Raw genomic sequence first — 16032 nt, forward strand, 5'->3', positions numbered from 1 at the left:
GGCGGCGTCCACGGGAATGCAAAACGCCGACCCCGCCCTGATGGGCTGGGGTCGGCGTGGTGCGAAGACTACTTCGCGTCCTTCTTGCCGTAGCGAGCCTGGAAGCGGGCGACACGACCACCCGTGTCCATGAGCTTCTGCTTGCCGGTGTAGAAGGGGTGGCAGTTGGAGCACACTTCGACGTTCATCTTGTCGCTCTTCGACGTGCTGCGCGTCTCGAACGTGTTGCCGCAGGTGCAGGACACCGTCGTGGCGGTGTACTCGGGGTGAAGGTTCTTCTTCACGGGGTTCTCCTAGCTGTTGAGGATGCCGCCGGGTCGTCATCACCGGGATGGTGGACGTGAACCGGAAGCCAACAAACAATCTTGCCAGATCGCCTGACATGGTTCAAAACATCGAGGTGGGACGAATCATTCCCGCCGCCCACCCGCCCGACACGAGCGCCCCCGTGACCACTCGCCGCAGGGGCGTCGGGTCTCGGGGGCGTCGTCAGGTGACGTCGTCAGGCGCCGTCAGACGTGGATCAGTTGCCCTCGTCGTCGAGCTTGATGTTCGACGTCTGCTGCACCTGCATGAGGAACTCGACGTTACTCTTCGTCTTCTTGAGGCGGTCGATGAGCAGTTCGACGGCCTGCTGCTGGTCGAGGGCGGCGAGCACGCGACGCAGCTTCCACATGATCTTGAGCTCTTCGCCCGACAGCAGGATCTCCTCGCGACGCGTCGACGAGTTGTTGACGTCGACGGCCGGGAAGATGCGGCGGTTCGCGAGCTGACGGTCGAGCTTGAGCTCCATGTTGCCGGTGCCCTTGAACTCCTCGAAGATGACCTCGTCCATCTTCGAACCCGTCTCGACGAGAGCCGTCGCGAGGATCGTCAACGAGCCGCCGTTCTCGATGTTGCGCGCCGCACCGAAGAACTTCTTCGGCGGGTACAGCGCGGCCGAGTCGACACCACCGGACAGGATGCGACCGCTCGCCGGGGCGGCGAGGTTGTAGGCACGCCCGAGCTTCGTGATCGAGTCGAGCAGCACGACGACATCGTGGCCCATCTCGACGAGGCGCTTGGCACGCTCGATGGCGAGCTCCGCGACCGTCGTGTGGTCCGTCGCCGGACGGTCGAAGGTGGAGGCGATGACCTCACCCTTGACCGCGCGCTGCATGTCGGTGACCTCTTCGGGACGCTCGTCGACGAGGACGACCATGAGGTGGCACTCGGGGTTGTTCGTCGTGATCGCGTTGGCGATCGACTGCATGACCATCGTCTTGCCCGCCTTCGCCGGGGCGACGATGAGGCCACGCTGGCCCTTGCCGACGGGCGACACGAGGTCGATCATGCGAGTCGTCAGCACGTTCGGGGCCGTCTCGAGACGCAGGCGCTCCTGCGGGTACAGCGGCGTCAGCTTGCCGAACTCGACACGCTTCTTCGCCTGCTCCACCGTCATGCCGTTGACGGAGTCGAGACGCACGAGCGCGTTGAACTTCTGACGCGCCGGCAACTGCTCACCCTCGCGCAGCGCACGCACCGCGCCGGTGACGGCGTCACCCTTGCGCAGCCCGTTCTTCTTCACGATGTTCATCGGGACGTAGACGTCCGTCGGGCCGGCGAGGTAACCGGTCGTGCGCACGAACGCGTAGTTGTCGAGGACGTCGACGATGCCCGCGACGGGGATGAGGACGTCGTCCTCGCGCACCTCGGGAGCGTCGTCGTCGTAGTCGCGGTTGCGCCCGCGACGGTTGTTGCCGCGCTCGCCCCGGTCGCGGTCGCGGCCACGCTGACGACGACGACGGCCACCGCGCTCGTCGTCATCGTTGTTGTGGTTGCGCTCGTTGTTGCGCTCGCGACGGTTGGAGCCGCCGTTGTTGCCGGAGTCGCGGTTGTCGCGCTTGTCACGGCCGTTCTCATGCTCGTCGCGCTTGTCACGGCCGTTCTCGCCCGAGGCGTTGTCGCTGTTGTCGCGACGCTCGCGGCGAGCGTCGCCGTCGGAGTTCTTGTCACCGGAGGGCTCGTTCGAGCCGTTCTCGCGGCGCTGACGACGCTCGTCGCGTTCGCCATCACGACGGCCACGGCTCTCGCCGTTCGAGGCATCGTCCTTGGCGTCGACGTTCTTGCCATCAACGGTCTTGCCGTCGGCGTCGTTCTCGGAGCCGGTGTCCTTCGCGGCACCTTCACGCTGAGCGTCGCCCTGGTCCGAACCTGCGTTCTCGGAGGCGCGCTTGCGCTCCTCGCCACCGCGGCGGCCACGACGGGTGCGCTGCTCGCGCGGCTGCTCCTGTTCGTCGCGCGTGGAACGCTCACCCTCGCGGGAAGCAGCGTCGCCTTCACGGGCGCCGGCGTCACGAGTGGCGCGGCGGGGCTCGTCATCCTGCGGCGCGGGGGCGTCGCCCTGCTCACGGCGGGGCGCCTCGGTGGCGGACGGCGCAGCCTCGGCCTGCTCGCTCGTGGCGCGACGGGCCGTCGGAGCGGTCGAGGTGACGCCCGCGGCCTTGGCGCGGCTGCCGCCGACACCGTTGGCCTCGGCGCGCGCGGCGCGGATCGCCGTCACGAGGTCGACCTTGCGCATCTTGGAGATGCCGGGAATGCCCATGCTCTGCGCGAGCTGCTTGAGTTCGTCGAGACGCATCGCGGAGAGCGCTCCGCGCGGGCTGCTCTGGGCCGGGGCGGGCGCAGACGGTTGTTCTGACACGAAGGTTCCTTCCCCCTCGTTCGGCCCGCGACGAAGAGCGCGGGCGGGATGAAGTTCAGGGGCCGTTCAGATCAGACCCCTGGTTCCCGCCGTCGGAATGACAGCACAGACGGGAACAGCGCACCTGGAAGCGAATGATGACCTGCAGCGAGGCTGAGGCGAGAACGGTGACCCAGAGGTCACGGGCCTGGCGCGACGACACCGTCGCGTCGTGTGGCATGGTCGAACTCGAGCACCACCCGGGTGCACCAAAACGGTACACCCCGGCGGCGGATCAGCGCGACATGGGGGTGATTCCGTGCGTCGGAACGCTCAGTTCGAGCACCTCGCCGCCCCGAGCGACATCGTGCACCGCGCTCAGGGCGAAACGTGATGCCAGCGCGAGCACCGTCGGGCCAGCGCCCGAGATGACGGCGGGGACGCCGGCGTCACGCAGCGCGTCGACGAGCGCCATCGAATCCGGGTAGGCCGAACGGCGATGCTCCTGGTGCAGGGCATCGAGCGTCGCGGGCATGAGTAGCGACGGCTCGGTGGTGATCGCGTGAGCCAGCAGCGCTGCACGCCCCGAATTGCGCGCCGCCACGGCGAGCGGGACGCTCTCGGGCAACGCGGCGCGAGCCGTCGCCGTCGACAGGCGCTGCGCCGGGACGATGACGACGGGCACGACATCGGGGTGCGGGCGCAGGACGGCGGTGTGCCAGTCGCGCGGCGCGTCGGGGCCCTCGAGCACGTCGGCCCAGCTCACCGTCACGCTGCCGTAGACGGAGGCCGACGCGTTGTCGGGGTGGCCCTCGATGCTCGAGGCGACGTCATTGACGAACGCGAGCGTCGCGGCGTCGTCGAGCTCGTGCCCGGCGAGCGCCGTCGCGAGCGCGACGCCCGCGACGATCGCCGTCGCCGAACTGCCCATGCCGCGCGAGTGCGGCACGGCGCCCGTGTACCTCAGCTCCAGCCCTGCGGGCGGCGCGACGTCGAGCGCTTCCCACGCCGCGCGCATCGAGCGCACGACAAGGTGCGAGCCGTCGAGCGGCACCTCACCGGCGCCGTTGCCGCGCGCCTCGACGACGAGGCCGCCGTCCGTCACCTCGGCGCGCGCGTCGTCCCAGACGTCGAGGGCCATGCCGATCGAGTCGAAACCCGGCCCGAGGTTCGCCGTGCTCGCGGGCACGCGAACGTGTGCCGTCGACCCGACCTGAGGCGTGCGGCTCGGCCGGAGGCGGGAGGCGCTGAGCGAACGGGGCATCGTCAGGCGTCGAGGCCGAGCGCGCGCGCCACGGAGTAGGCGTCGGCGGAGACGCGCTCGGGCTGGATGTCGTCGCCGTCGGCGCCGCGCAGGGCCCACTGCGGATCCTTCAGGCCGTGCCCGGTGACGGTGCAGACGATGGTCGCGCCCGCGGGCACGCGGCCCGCGTCGCTCATCTTGAGCAGCCCGGCGATCGAGGCGGCCGACGCCGGTTCGACGAAGATGCCCTCCTCGCTCGACAGGATGCGGTGCGCGGCGAGGATCTCGTCGTCGCTGACGGCGTCGATGACGCCGCCCGAGTCGTCGCGGGCCTGCTCGGCCTGCTTCCACGATGCGGGGTTGCCGATGCGGATGGCCGTTGCGATCGTCTCCGGCTCGTCGAACGGGTGGCCCGCGACGAGCGGCGCGGCGCCCTCGGCCTGGAAGCCCCACATCGCCGGGGTCTTCGTCGCGACGGCGGCGAGCTCGCGGCCGTCGGCGGTCGTGAACGGCGCCGCGTACTCGCGGTAGCCCTTCCAATAACCCGTGATGTTGCCGGCGTTGCCGACGGGCAGGACATGGATGTCGGGCGCGTCGCCGAGCGCGTCGACGATCTCGAAGCTGGCCGTCTTCTGGCCCTCGATGCGGGCCGGGTTGACGGAGTTGACGAGCTCGACGGGGTAGCTCTCGGCAAGCTTGCGCGCGACGTCGAGGCAGTTGTCGAAGTTGCCGTCGACCTGCAGCAGCTGCGCGCCGTGCGCGATGGCCTGGCTGAGCTTGCCCATCGCGATCTTGCCGTCGGGCACGAGGACGGCGCACGTCATGCCGGCCTTCGTCGCGTAGGCCGCGGCGGAGGCGGACGTGTTGCCCGTCGAGGCACAGATGACGGCCTTCGCGCCGTTCTTCGCGGCCATCGACATCGCCGTCGTCATGCCGCGGTCCTTGAACGAACCGGTCGGGTTGAGGCCCTCGTACTTGACGAACACGCGCGCACCGACCCGCTCGCTCAGCTTCTCCGCCGGGATGAGCGGAGTGCCGCCCTCCCCGAGCGTGACGACGGGAGCACCGTCGAGCATCGGAAGTCGTTCGGCGTACTCGGTGATGACGCCGCGCCACAGGTGAGCCATGTCAGTTTCCTTCTGCGCGAAGCACGGACGAGACGCAGTCGACGTCCGCGAGCTTCTTGATCGAGTCGACCGTGGCCGCGAGCGCGGCCTCCGGTGCCTGGTGGGTCATGAAGGTGAGGGAGGCGAGGCCATCCTCGGAGCGGCGCACGCCCTGGCGCATGCTCTCGATGGAGACGCCGTGCTCGCCGAACGCGCTCGTCACGCGCCCGAGGACGCCCGGTTCGTCGGCGACCTCGACGCGCACGACGTAACGCGTCAGGGATTCGCCGATCGGCAGGATCGGCAGGTCGGCGTCGGCCGATTCCCCCGAACCGCGCCCGCCGGTGACGCGGTGGTGCGCGGCCTGGACGATGTCGCCGAGGACGGCTGACGCCGTCGGGTCGCCGCCCGCCCCGCGGCCGTAGAACATCAGCTCCCCGGCGAGCTTCGTCTCGACGAAGACCGCGTTGAAAGCTTCATGCACGCTCGCGAGCGGGTGCGAGCGCGACAGCAGGACGGGGTGGACGCGGACGTTGACGCCCGCTCCCCCGTCTGCCTCGCCGCGTTCGACCTTCTCGGCGATCGCGAGCAGCTTGATGACGAAGCCCGCGCGGCGCGCGGCGGTGATGTCCTCCGCCGTGATGTTCATGATGCCCTCGACGTGCACGTCACTCGTGCGCACACGCGTGTGGAACGCGAGGGAGGCCAGGATGGCGGCCTTCGCCTGCGCGTCGTAGCCCTCGACGTCGGCCGTCGGGTCGGCCTCGGCGTAACCGAGCTCCTGCGCCTCGGCGAGCACGTCCCGCAGGCCGGCGCCGGTGCGGTGCATCTTGTCGAGGATGAAGTTCGTCGTGCCGTTGACGATGCCGAGGACCTTCGTCACCTCATCGCCCGCGAGCGACTCGCGCAACGGACGGATGAGCGGGATGGCGCCCGCGACGGCGGCCTCGTAGGACAGGTCGACGCCGTGATCCATCGCGAGCTGGTACAGCTCCGGGCCATCGCTGCCGAGCAGGGCCTTGTTGGCCGTGACGACGCTCGAGCCGTTGCTCAGGGCGCGCGTGATGAGGCTCTTGGCGGGCTCGTCACCACCCATGAGCTCGACGACGATGTCGGCACCGTCGACGAGCGCCTGCGCGTCCGTCGTGAAGACGTCGGCCGGCAGGCCCGTCTCCGAGCGGTCCTTGCTCGTGTCGCGCACCGCGACGCCGACGATCTGCAGCGGCGCACCGATACGGGCCTCGAAATCGGCGGCGTTCTGGGTCAGCTCGCGGGCGACGGACGTGCCGACGACGCCGCTGCCGAGCAGCGCGATCGTGATCGGCTCGCGAGGGGTCGTCGAGTCGGCCGGCATGGCGGATGCGGTGGTGGTCATGTCATTCCCCTTCGAGGGCGAGCAGGTCGTCGATCGTCTCGCGGCGCAGCAGCACGCGAGCGTCGCCGTCCGCTACGGCGATGACGGGCGGGCGCGGGACGTGGTTGTACTGCGAGGCCAGCGCCCGACAGTAGGCGCCGGTCGCGGCGACGACGACGAGGTCGCCGTCACGGGTGTCGGACGGGAAGTCGATGTCGCGCACGACGATGTCGCCGCTCTCGCAGTGCTTGCCGACGATGCGGGTCGGCGTCAGCTCGTCGCTGCCACCGCGGTTCGCGAGCGCCGCGTGATAGTCGGCCTGGTAGAGCGCGGGGCGCGCGTTGTCGCTCATGCCACCGTCGACGCTGACGTACGTGCGCACGAGGTCGTCGCTCGCCTGAACGGGCTTCACCGTACCGACGCGGTAGAGCGTCACGCCGCCGGGGCCGACGATGCTGCGGCCCGGCTCGATCGAGACGCGCGGCACCGCGACGTCGGCGTTCTGGCACGCCTCGCGCACGATGCCGGCGAGCTGCGTCGCCATCTCGGCGGGGTCGAGCGGTGCGTCGCTGGGCAGGTAGGCGATGCCGAAACCGCCGCCGAGGTCGAGCTCCGGCAGTTCGACGCCGTGCTCCTTCGCGACCTGCAACTGCAGGGCGATGAGGCGCGTCGCGGCCTCCTTGAAGCCGGCGGACTCGAAGATCTGGCTGCCGATGTGGCTGTGGAAGCCGAGCAGGTGAAGCTCCGGGCGGGCGAGGACGCGAGCGACGGCGTCACCGATCTGGCCGTCGGCGGCGGAGAAACCGAACTTCTGGTCCTCGTGCGCCGTCGCAATGAACTCGTGAGTGTGCGCCTCGACGCCGAGCTTGACGCGGATCATGACAGGCGCCGTGATGCCGTGGCGCGCAGCGGCGTCGGCGACGCGGTCGATCTCCTCGAACGAGTCGACGACGATGCGCCCGACGCCGTACGCGAGGGCGTCGTCGATCTCGGCGACGCCCTTGTTGTTGCCGTGCATGCCGATGTTCTCGCCCGGCACGCCCGCCTTCTTCGCGATCGCGAGTTCACCCCCCGAGCAGACGTCGAGGCGCAGCCCCTCCTCGGTGACCCACTGCGCGACGTGCGACGACAGGAACGCCTTGCCCGCGTAGTACACGTCCGCCTGGGTGCCGATGGCCGCGAACGCACGCGCGAACGCCTCACGGTAGGCACGGGCCCGGCTGCGAACGTCGGCCTCGTCGATGATGTACGCCGGCGTGCCGAAGCGTTCGGCGATCTCGTCGAGGCCGATGCCGGCGATCTCGACGACGCCGTCATCACGGCGGCGCGCGGTGCGCGGCCACACGATCTGCTCGAGGGCGCCCGTGGGGGCGGCCGACCTGACGCTCACGTGGTCTCCTTGCTGCCTTCTCGCGAGGGGGACGGCGCTGCGCCGAGACGGCCCGGCAGCCCCCGCTGCGCGCGGATCGGACCCGCAGCGATCGCACGCCCGCCGCCGGCCACATCGAGGATCGACGCGTTCAGTACGGCACGGGCGCTGCGACGCAGGCAGCGTCCAGGGTTTCTCGCACGATGCTACGGGCCGCGCTCAGCGCGGGCACATCCGTCCGCGTGACGGGCGCAGCCTCGACGTGACGCAGCATCGCCACCGCCAGATCGTCGATCGCGAGCAACGCAGGACGGGTGCGGCCGGTGCGCGCCGCGTCGTGAAACGCCCGGGAGGTGAGGAGAACAGCCACCCGCAACGGTGCGGGGGTGACGTGGTCCCCACCGTCCGGCGAACGAGAGAGAGCGGCAGAACCGTCGACGGCGAGGTCGTCGCGGGCCGGGGTGTCGGCGCCGTCTGCGTAGGCCAGGGGCTCTACGTCGAAGGTGTCGGCGTCAAGGGCGCCGCTGTCGAGCAGTTCGGTCGCGGCCTCGAGCCGTATCATCGCGGCTGCCTGGGCACGGCGGGCACGAGCGACAAGGTTCGCGTCGCGGCGGCTCGACAGGTCGTCGAGGCGCTGCCCCAACGTCAGCGGTGGCGTCTTGGACGCACTGAGCAGCGACGCCCACACGAGCGCGTCGCGGCCGACATCCTGTGCGACGGCGTCCCAGGTGAGGCTCTGGCCGAAGGCGCGCAGCGGCGGGCGGGCGCGGCGGACGTCTGTGGCCGCGCCGGCGATGATGCCCGTCTCGGCCCCGCAGCGACCGAGCCACCCGTCCGACGACAGGTCGACCTCGATGTTTCCACCAGAGGGTCGAGCCACGGCCGACAGCCCCAGGTGCGCGGTGATGAGTGCGGCGATCCGCTGAGCCCTGCCCAAGTCATCTCGATGGGTGGCGGAGCGCTCGCGCGACGCCGCGACACGCGGCGCAGGGGTGACGACCCGCCCGTCGGCATCCACGGAAAAAACGACAGACACCCCGACGTCGCGATCCAGCGCTACCCAAGGATCTGCCGACATCACCGGGCCAGGGTATGCCACGCCAGCTTGATCGCAGGCTACGACAACGCCCCCTGCAGGACCCGTCCTCCTCGCTACGCTCGTCGTCCTCCCGAATTTTTCGAGCTTGACACAAGACGAACGGAGGCCCGATCCGGCGGCGCTTGGCGCGGATGGATCGGGCCTCCGTTCGTCTTGTGCCCCCTGCAGGATTCGAACCTGCGCTCCCGCCTCCGGAGGGCGGTGCTCTATCCCCTGAGCTAAGGGGGCATGCGCTCCATGAGCGCGAGACGACACCTTACCAGCAGTTCCCGGCGACGGCGGGCATCATCACGCGCGCGGGCGCGCCTGGTCAGCCCGGACGACCGACGCCGACTCGGCCCGCGACGCTCCGGCCAACGCGCGCGCGTCGAAGCGCTGCGTCGCGTCCGCGACCTCGCCGACGAGTTCCTCGAGCACGTCCTCGAGGAACACGACACCGCTCGTGCGCCCGTCGTCACCGACGACGCGCGCGAGGTGCGCGCCCGAGTTCTGCATCGTGACGAGCACGTCCTCGACCTCGTCCCCGGGACGCACCGTCGCGAGCAGCCGGATGCGGCGCGGCGGAACAGGCTCGGTGTACGCCTCGTCCTGCGCGTACAGCACGTCCTTGAGGTGGATGTAACCGCGCAGCTCCCCCGACGTCGTCATGACCGGGAAGCGCGAGAACCCGTGCTTGGCGACCATCGCGTCGACATCGGCGGGCGTCGCGCCCAGCGAAAGCGTGACGAGCGAGTCGAGCGGCACGGCCACGTCGCTCGCGACCTTGTCGGTGAACTCCAGCGCCTCACGCACGCGGCGCTCCTGCCCCGACTCGAGCAGACCCTCGCGGTGCGACTCCTCGACGATCATCTCGACCTCCTCGGTCGAGAACGTCGAGGCCGCCTCGTCCTGCGGTTCGATGCCCATGCGTCGCACGATGGCCTTGCTGACGTTCTCGAGCACCGTGACGAGCGGGCGGATCGCCTTCGTCACCCACAGCAGTGCGGGCGCGAGCAGCAACGCTGCCCGGTCGGGCCCGGCGATGGCGAGGTTCTTCGGCACCATCTCACCGAGCACGACGTGGAAGTACGCGACGATGAGCAGCGCGAGCAGCAGGCTGACGACGTGCGTCAGCCCATCCGGCATGCCCGTCGCCTCGAGGGGGCCGGCGATGAGGTGGTGCACCGCGTCCTCCGCGACGGCACCGAGCAGCACCGAGCAGACCGTGATGCCGAGCTGCGCGCAGGCGAGCAGCGAGGCGACGTTCTCGAGGGCCTCCAACGCCGCAGAGGCGCGCTTCGAGCCCTCCGCGGCCATCGGTTCGAGCTGCGAGCGCCGCGCTGCCATGACGGCGAACTCAGCGCCCACGAAGAACGCGTTGCCGAGCAGCAGCAGGAGCGAGATCCAGAGCATCATCGGGCCTCACCGGCCCGGGTTGCGCCGCCGATGACATCGTCCATCGACTGCCCCTCCACCGCCGGGGTGAACCGGACGCGGTTGACGCGCCGGCCCTCCATCGACACGACGCGCAGGCGCCATCCCGGCAGCATGAGTTCGTCCCCGACCTCGGGAATGCGGCCGACCTGTTGCATGACGTAACCACCCAGCGTCTCGTAGGCGCGATCGTCGGGCACGGGCGCGCCGATGCGGTCGACGACCTCGTCGGGGCGCCACAGCCCGGGCACCGTCCAGGACCCGTCGGGCAGGTGACGGCTCGCGTCGTGCAGCTTGTCGTGCTCGTCGCTGACCTCACCGACGATCTCCTCGATGACGTCCTCGAGCGACACCAGGCCCGAGGTTCCGGAGTACTCGTCGATGACGATGGCGAGCTGCAGCCCCGCGCCACGCAGGAGCACGAGCAGCGGTTCGAGCGTGATCGTCTCGGGCACGAACGTCGGCTTGACCATGAGAGCGGTGACGGGCACATCGCCGCGGCGTTCGACGGGCACGGCGATGGCCTTCTTGACGTGGACGACACCGTCGACGTCGTCCCAGTCCTCCCCCAGCACCGGGAAGCGCGAGTGTCCCGTCGACCTCGCGAGCCGGACGACGTCATCCGCCGTCGCGTCGCGATCGACGGCCTCGCAGCGCACGCGCGGGCTCATGACGTCGGACGCGGTGCGCTCACCGAAGTTGAGCGAGCGCGTCAGCAGGTCCGCGGTGCCCTCCTCGATCGTGCCGGCCTCGGCGCTGCGACGCACCATGGAGCTCAGCTCCTGCGGCGTGCGGGCGGCGGACAGTTCCTCCTGCGGTTCGATGCCCATGGAGCGCAGCAGCAGGTTCGCCGATCCGTTGAGCACGACGATGAGCGGCTTGAAGAGGGCGGCGAACACCTGCACGGGCCGCGCGACGATCTTGGCGACGCGAAGAGGCGCGGAGATACCAAGGAACTGCGGGACGAGTTCACCGAAGATCATCGAGAAGGCGGAGGCGAGAACCATCGCGAGGACGGTCGAGGTCGCCGAGGCCGCGCCGCCGGTGACGCCGATGGCTGCCAACGGGGTGCGCAGCAACGCACCGACGCTGGGTTCGACGATGAAGCCGAGGATCAGCGTCGTGAGGGTGATGCCGACCTGCGCGGCCGACAGCTGCGTCGACAGCCCGCGCAGCGAGGCGAGGACGGGGCGGGCGCGTTCGTCGCCGTCGTCGATGGCGCGCTGGACGGAGTGACGATCCAGCGCGACGAGAGAGAACTCGGTGGCGACGAACAGTGCCGTTCCGAGCGTGAGGGCGACTCCGAGGAGGATCAATATCCACTGCGTCATGACGCAGTGAAATTACCACGGGCGCAGCCGTTCACCGGGCTCGTTCCACCCCCCGGGCCGGCCTCGACCAGCGAGGCCCGCGCAGCCTCGCGCCGGGGTGGGCCACCTCACCACCGGCCGCCTCTCGCGGCGGCGGCTCGGGAGCGATAGGGTGGGAGCGTAGGCCGTGTACCACACGGCAGTGGAGTGGTTCACCTCGCTCCTGCCTGACACGGCCACGCGCCGCGTCATGACGGGGGCAACGGGACGCCTCCCGCACGTGTACGTGAATCGACGCGAATGAAAGAGGCGCATCTGCGTGTCATCCCAGTCCCCCAGCTCTGAGCACGACGACTTCGGCGCGAACGAGTGGCTCGTCGAGGAACTCTTCGAGCAGTACAGCAAGGACAAGAACTCCGTGGATGCCGCATGGCAGGAGTTCTTCGCGACCTACCAGCCGGGCTCGTCGAACTCCTCGGCGCCGGCCTCCACGTCCACGTCTGGCTCGGGCGCGAAGGCCGCTCCCCGAACCGAGAAGCCGATGGCCGCCGAGGCGCCGCGCGATCAACAGGAGGCGCCTGCACAGCAGGCCGCCGAGCCGACGCGCACCGCTGAGAGCGAGCCGCAGAAGCTCGACCCGAAGCAGGCCGAGGGCCACACACCGCTGCCTACGCCGCGCGACCAGGGCGACGGCGCCCTCGGTGACGTGCCGGAGGCGGACGACAAGGACACCCCGCTCAAGGGCATCGCCGCCAAGATCGTGCAGAACATGGAGGCCTCGATCGAGGTCCCGACCGCGACGTCAGTCCGCGCCGTCCCTGCGAAGGCGCTGATCGACAACCGCATCGTCATCAACTCGAACCTTGCCCGCGGCCGCGGCGGCAAGGTGAGCTTCACCCACATCATCGGCTACGCCATCATCAAGGCGCTGCGCGTCATGCCGGAGATGAACGCTTCCCTCTCGGTCGACGAGAAGGGCAAGCCCGTCCTGCACCAGCCGGGGCACATCAACTTCGGCCTCGCCATCGACCTGCAGAAGCCCGACGGTTCGCGCACGCTCGTCGTGCCGTCGATCAAGGGTGCCGAGGCGATGACGTTCGCGCAGTTCTGGGCCGCGTACGAAGAGATGGTCAAGAAGGCGCGCAACAACAAGCTGACGCTCGAGGACTACGCGGGCACGACGATTTCGCTGACCAACCCCGGCGGCATCGGCACGGTGCACTCGGTGCCGCGTCTGATGAAGGGCGCGGGCGCCATCATCGGTGTCGGCGCGCTCGACTACCCCGCCGAGTGGCAGGGCGCGAGCGAGGAGACGCTCAACCGCAACGCCGTCAGCAAGATCCTGACGATCACCTCGACCTACGACCACCGCATCATCCAAGGTGCGACGTCCGGGGAGTTCCTGCGTCAGATCCACCAGCTGCTGCTCGGTGAGAACAACTTCTACGACGAGATCTTCGAGTCGCTGCGCATCCCCTACGAGCCGGTGCGCTGGGTGCAGGACATCTCCGCCAACCACGACGACGACATCAACAAGGTCGCGCGCGTGCAGGAGCTCATCCACGCCTACCGCGTGCGCGGTCACCTCATGGCCGACACCGACCCGCTCGAGTACAAGCAGCGTCGTCACCCCGACCTCGACGTCACGAGCCACGGCCTGACGCTGTGGGATCTCGACCGCACGTTCGCCACGGGCGGTTTCGGCGGCGCCAACTTCCTCAAGCTGCGCAAGATCCTCGGCATCCTGCGTGACTCGTACTGCCGCACGGTCGGCGTCGAGTACATGCACATCCAGAACCCCGAGGAGCGGGCCTGGATGCAGAACAAGCTGGAGAAGACGTACTCGAAGCCGACGTCGGACGAGCAGGAGCGCATCCTGCGCAAGCTCAACCAGGCCGAGGCGTTCGAGACGTTCCTGCAGACGAAGTTCGTCGGCCAGAAGCGCTTCAGCCTCGAAGGCGGCGAGTCCGTCATCGCGATCCTCGACCGCATCCTGTCGGAGGCCGCGGACGCCGGTCTCGAAGAGGCCGCGATCGGCATGCCGCACCGTGGCCGTCTCAACGTGCTCGCCAACATCGCGGGCAAGTCGTACGGCCAGATCTTCCGCGAGTTCGAGGGCACCGCCGCTCCCAACTCGGTGCAGGGCTCCGGTGACGTCAAGTACCACCTCGGCACCGAGGGCGAGTTCGTCTCCGATGAGGGCAACCACACGAAGGTCTACCTCGCCGCCAACCCGAGCCACCTCGAGGCCGTCGACCCGGTGCTCGAGGGCATCGCCCGCGCCAAGCAGGACCGCATCAACCTCGCCGGCACGGCGTTCACGGTGCTGCCGATCCTGCTCCACGGCGACGCAGCGTTCGCGGGCCAGGGCATCGTCGCCGAGACGTTGAACCTGTCGCAGCTGCGCGGCTACCGAACCGGCGGCACGATCCACGTCGTCATCAACAACCAGGTCGGTTTCACGACCGCGCCGAGCTCGTCGCGTTCATCGACGTACTCGACGGACGTCGCGCGCATGGTGCAGGCGCCCATCTTCCACGTCAACGGTGACGACCCGGAGGCCTGCGTCCGCGTCGCGGAACTCGCGTTCGAGTACCGCCAGACGTTCAACAAGGACGTCGTCATCGACATGGTGTGCTACCGCCGCCGCGGTCACAACGAGGGCGACGACCCGTCGATGACGCAGCCGCTCATGTACAAGCTGATCGAGGCGAAGAAGTCCGTGCGTCGCCTGTACGCCGAGGCCCTCGTCGGCCGCGGCGACATGGACCAGGAGCGTGCCGACGAACTGCTCAAGGACTACCAGCAGCAGCTCGAGCGCGTCTTCGTCGAGACGAAGGAGGCGACGAAGAAGGCCGCTGCCGACAGCGCCGCGCAGAGCGCTTCGTCCGATTCCAGCCAGGGCACCGACGCCGAGGGCCACGGCGGCCTCGAGCGCCCGTCCGCTCAGCTCGAGGACGACGCGAAGAGCGCCTACTCTTCGAGCCGCTCCTCCGCGATTACCGAGGCCGCTCTCGAGCGCATCGGCGCGGTGTGGACGAACCCGCCGGAGGGCTTCACGCTGCACCCGAAGCTCAAGCAGCTGCTCGAGCGTCGCACGGCGATGGTCAAGGACGGCGGCATCGACTGGGCCATGGGCGAGCTCATCGCGTTCGGTTCGCTACTCATGGACGGCACGCCGGTGCGTCTGTCCGGTCAGGACACCCGACGCGGCACGTTCGTGCAGCGTCACGCCGTCCTCATCGACAAGGCGAACGGCAACGAGTGGACGCCGCTGCGTTACCTCACGGATGACCAGGCGTGGCTGTGGATCTACGACTCGCTGCTCAGCGAGTACGCCGCGATGGGCTTCGAGTATGGGTACTCGGTCGAGCGTCCCGACGCGCTCGTGCTGTGGGAGGCGCAGTTCGGTGACTTCGTCGACGGTGCGCAGACCATCATCGACGAATTCATCTCGAGCTCGGAGCAGAAGTGGGCGCAGCGCAGCTCCGTCGTGCTGCTGTTGCCGCACGGCTACGAGGGTCAGGGTCCGGACCACAGCTCGGCGCGCATCGAGCGCTTCCTGCAGCTGTTCGCCGAGGACAACATGACGATCGCTTACCCGTCGACGCCGGCGTCGTACTTCCACCTGCTGCGTCGCCAGGCGCACGCGCGACCGCGCAAGCCGCTCATCGTCTTCACGCCGAAGCAGCTGCTGCGCGTGAAGGCCGCGACGAGCTCGCCGGCCGACTTCACCTCGGGCCAGTTCGAGCCGGTGCTGAAGGACCAAAAGCAGCTCGACGGTTCGAAGGTCGAGCGCGTGCTGCTCGCCTCGAGCCGCGTGGTCTACGACCTCGAGGCGGAGCGTGAGAAGCGCGGTGACGACACGACCGCCATCGTGCGTGTCGAGCAGCTCGCGCCGATCCCGGCCAAGGAGATCGCCGAGGCGGTCTCGGCGTACCCGAACGCCGAGATCGTGTGGGTGCAGGACGAGCCGAAGAACCAGGGCGCCTGGCCGTTCATGTACTTCAACCTGCCCGACCTGCTCGAGAGCCACGGCGAGACGCGACGTCTGCGCGTCGTGTCGCGTCCGGCGTCCGCGTCGCCCGCGACCGGCAACAGCAAGCGTCACGCCGCGCAGAACGCGGAGCTCATGGAGCAGGCGTTCGCGCGCTGAGGTTCGCGTGAGCAGCCGCTGATGGTGCGTTCCTGATGAAGCGGTGCCCTCCCCCACGCGGGGTGGGCACCGCTTCGTCGTGGGCGCGCGACGCCTGCGGGGTGGGCACCGAGCTGACGGACGATAAGCTGGGCGCGTGTATTTCACGGATCGGGGTATCGAGGAGCTTGCGGCGCGCCGCGGCGAAGAAGACGTGACGTTGGAGTGGCTCGCGGAGCAGCTGCGTCATTTCGTCGACCTCAACCCGGAGTTCGAGATCCCCGTCGAGCGCCTCGCCACATGGTTGGCACGCCTCGACGACGACGATGAAGAGTGAGTGA

At 69.3% G+C, this 16032-nt stretch carries 11 protein-coding genes and 1 tRNA gene; 2 read left to right on the forward strand and 10 right to left on the reverse strand.

The window, feature by feature from the left end; translation table 11 throughout:
- Window positions 1-68: 68 nt before the first annotated feature.
- From rpmE to NQ706_RS08345, 10 genes are all read right to left on the reverse strand, one after another.
- A complete protein-coding gene (rpmE, locus tag NQ706_RS08300) occupies window positions 69-284 on the reverse strand; it encodes a 50S ribosomal protein L31 (RefSeq protein ID WP_006945964.1) in 216 nt (71 codons plus the stop codon).
- Between the two features lie 239 nt (window positions 285-523).
- Window positions 524-2620 (reverse strand): transcription termination factor Rho, encoded by a 2097-nt coding sequence (rho, locus tag NQ706_RS08305; protein WP_038567358.1) that lies wholly within the window; start codon window positions 2618-2620, stop codon window positions 524-526.
- A 337-nt stretch (window positions 2621-2957) separates the two neighbouring features.
- Window positions 2958-3851 (reverse strand): homoserine kinase, encoded by an 894-nt coding sequence (locus tag NQ706_RS08310; protein WP_038570532.1) that lies wholly within the window; start codon window positions 3849-3851, stop codon window positions 2958-2960.
- Between the two features lie 77 nt (window positions 3852-3928).
- Window positions 3929-5032: a threonine synthase gene (gene thrC / locus NQ706_RS08315; protein ID WP_038567355.1), complete on the reverse strand. Its 1104-nt coding sequence runs from the start codon at window positions 5030-5032 to the stop codon at window positions 3929-3931.
- Between the two features lies 1 nt (window position 5033).
- Window positions 5034-6386 carry a homoserine dehydrogenase gene (locus tag NQ706_RS08320; RefSeq protein ID WP_051805724.1) on the reverse strand — a complete coding sequence of 451 codons (1353 nt, stop codon included), beginning with the start codon at window positions 6384-6386 and terminating at the stop codon, window positions 5034-5036.
- 1 nt (window position 6387) lies between these two features.
- Entirely contained in the window at window positions 6388-7755 is a 1368-nt protein-coding gene (lysA, locus tag NQ706_RS08325) for a diaminopimelate decarboxylase (protein ID WP_038567353.1), read from the reverse strand.
- Between the two features lie 130 nt (window positions 7756-7885).
- A complete protein-coding gene (locus NQ706_RS08330) occupies window positions 7886-8614 on the reverse strand; it encodes a hypothetical protein (RefSeq protein WP_150112732.1) in 729 nt (242 codons plus the stop codon).
- A gap of 375 nt (window positions 8615-8989) precedes the next feature.
- Window positions 8990-9061 (reverse strand) — tRNA-Arg (locus tag NQ706_RS08335).
- Window positions 9062-9121: 60 nt separating this feature from the next.
- Window positions 9122-10228, reverse strand: a complete 1107-nt coding sequence (locus NQ706_RS08340; protein ID WP_006945979.1) for a hemolysin family protein — start codon at window positions 10226-10228, stop codon at window positions 9122-9124.
- Window positions 10225-11577, reverse strand: a complete 1353-nt coding sequence (locus NQ706_RS08345; protein ID WP_038567349.1) for a hemolysin family protein — start codon at window positions 11575-11577, stop codon at window positions 10225-10227. Before NQ706_RS08345 ends, NQ706_RS08340 begins: the two co-directional genes overlap by 4 nt.
- 298 nt (window positions 11578-11875) lie before the next feature.
- Here NQ706_RS08345 and NQ706_RS08350 point away from each other — a divergent pair, with 298 nt between their 5' ends.
- The gene (locus NQ706_RS08350; protein ID WP_038567347.1) at window positions 11876-15712 is read left to right on the forward strand and encodes a multifunctional oxoglutarate decarboxylase/oxoglutarate dehydrogenase thiamine pyrophosphate-binding subunit/dihydrolipoyllysine-residue succinyltransferase subunit; all 3837 of its coding nucleotides are present in this window, start codon (window positions 11876-11878) and stop codon (window positions 15710-15712) included.
- 136 nt (window positions 15713-15848) lie between these two features.
- Window positions 15849-16028, forward strand: coding sequence for a DUF6104 family protein (locus NQ706_RS08355; protein WP_038567345.1), 180 nt, complete (start codon window positions 15849-15851; stop codon window positions 16026-16028).
- Window positions 16029-16032 lie beyond the last annotated feature (4 nt).

This window comes from Dermacoccus sp. BD5, assembly GCF_044878485.1.
GTDB classification, from domain to species: Bacteria; Actinomycetota; Actinomycetes; order Actinomycetales; family Dermatophilaceae; genus Dermacoccus; species Dermacoccus nishinomiyaensis.

Coding starts and splice junctions, on each gene's coding strand:
- thrC (WP_038567355.1), bottom strand. CDS start 5,032: ATGGCTCACCTGTGGCGCGGCGTCATCACCGAGTACGCCGAACGACTT.
- NQ706_RS08320 (WP_051805724.1), bottom strand. CDS start 6,386: ATGACCACCACCGCATCCGCCATGCCGGCCGACTCGACGACCCCTCGC.
- NQ706_RS08345 (WP_038567349.1), bottom strand. CDS start 11,577: ATGACGCAGTGGATATTGATCCTCCTCGGAGTCGCCCTCACGCTCGGA.
- rho (WP_038567358.1), bottom strand. CDS start 2,620: ATGCGTCTCGACGAACTCAAGCAGCTCGCGCAGAGCATGGGCATTCCC.
- NQ706_RS08340 (WP_006945979.1), bottom strand. CDS start 10,228: ATGATGCTCTGGATCTCGCTCCTGCTGCTGCTCGGCAACGCGTTCTTC.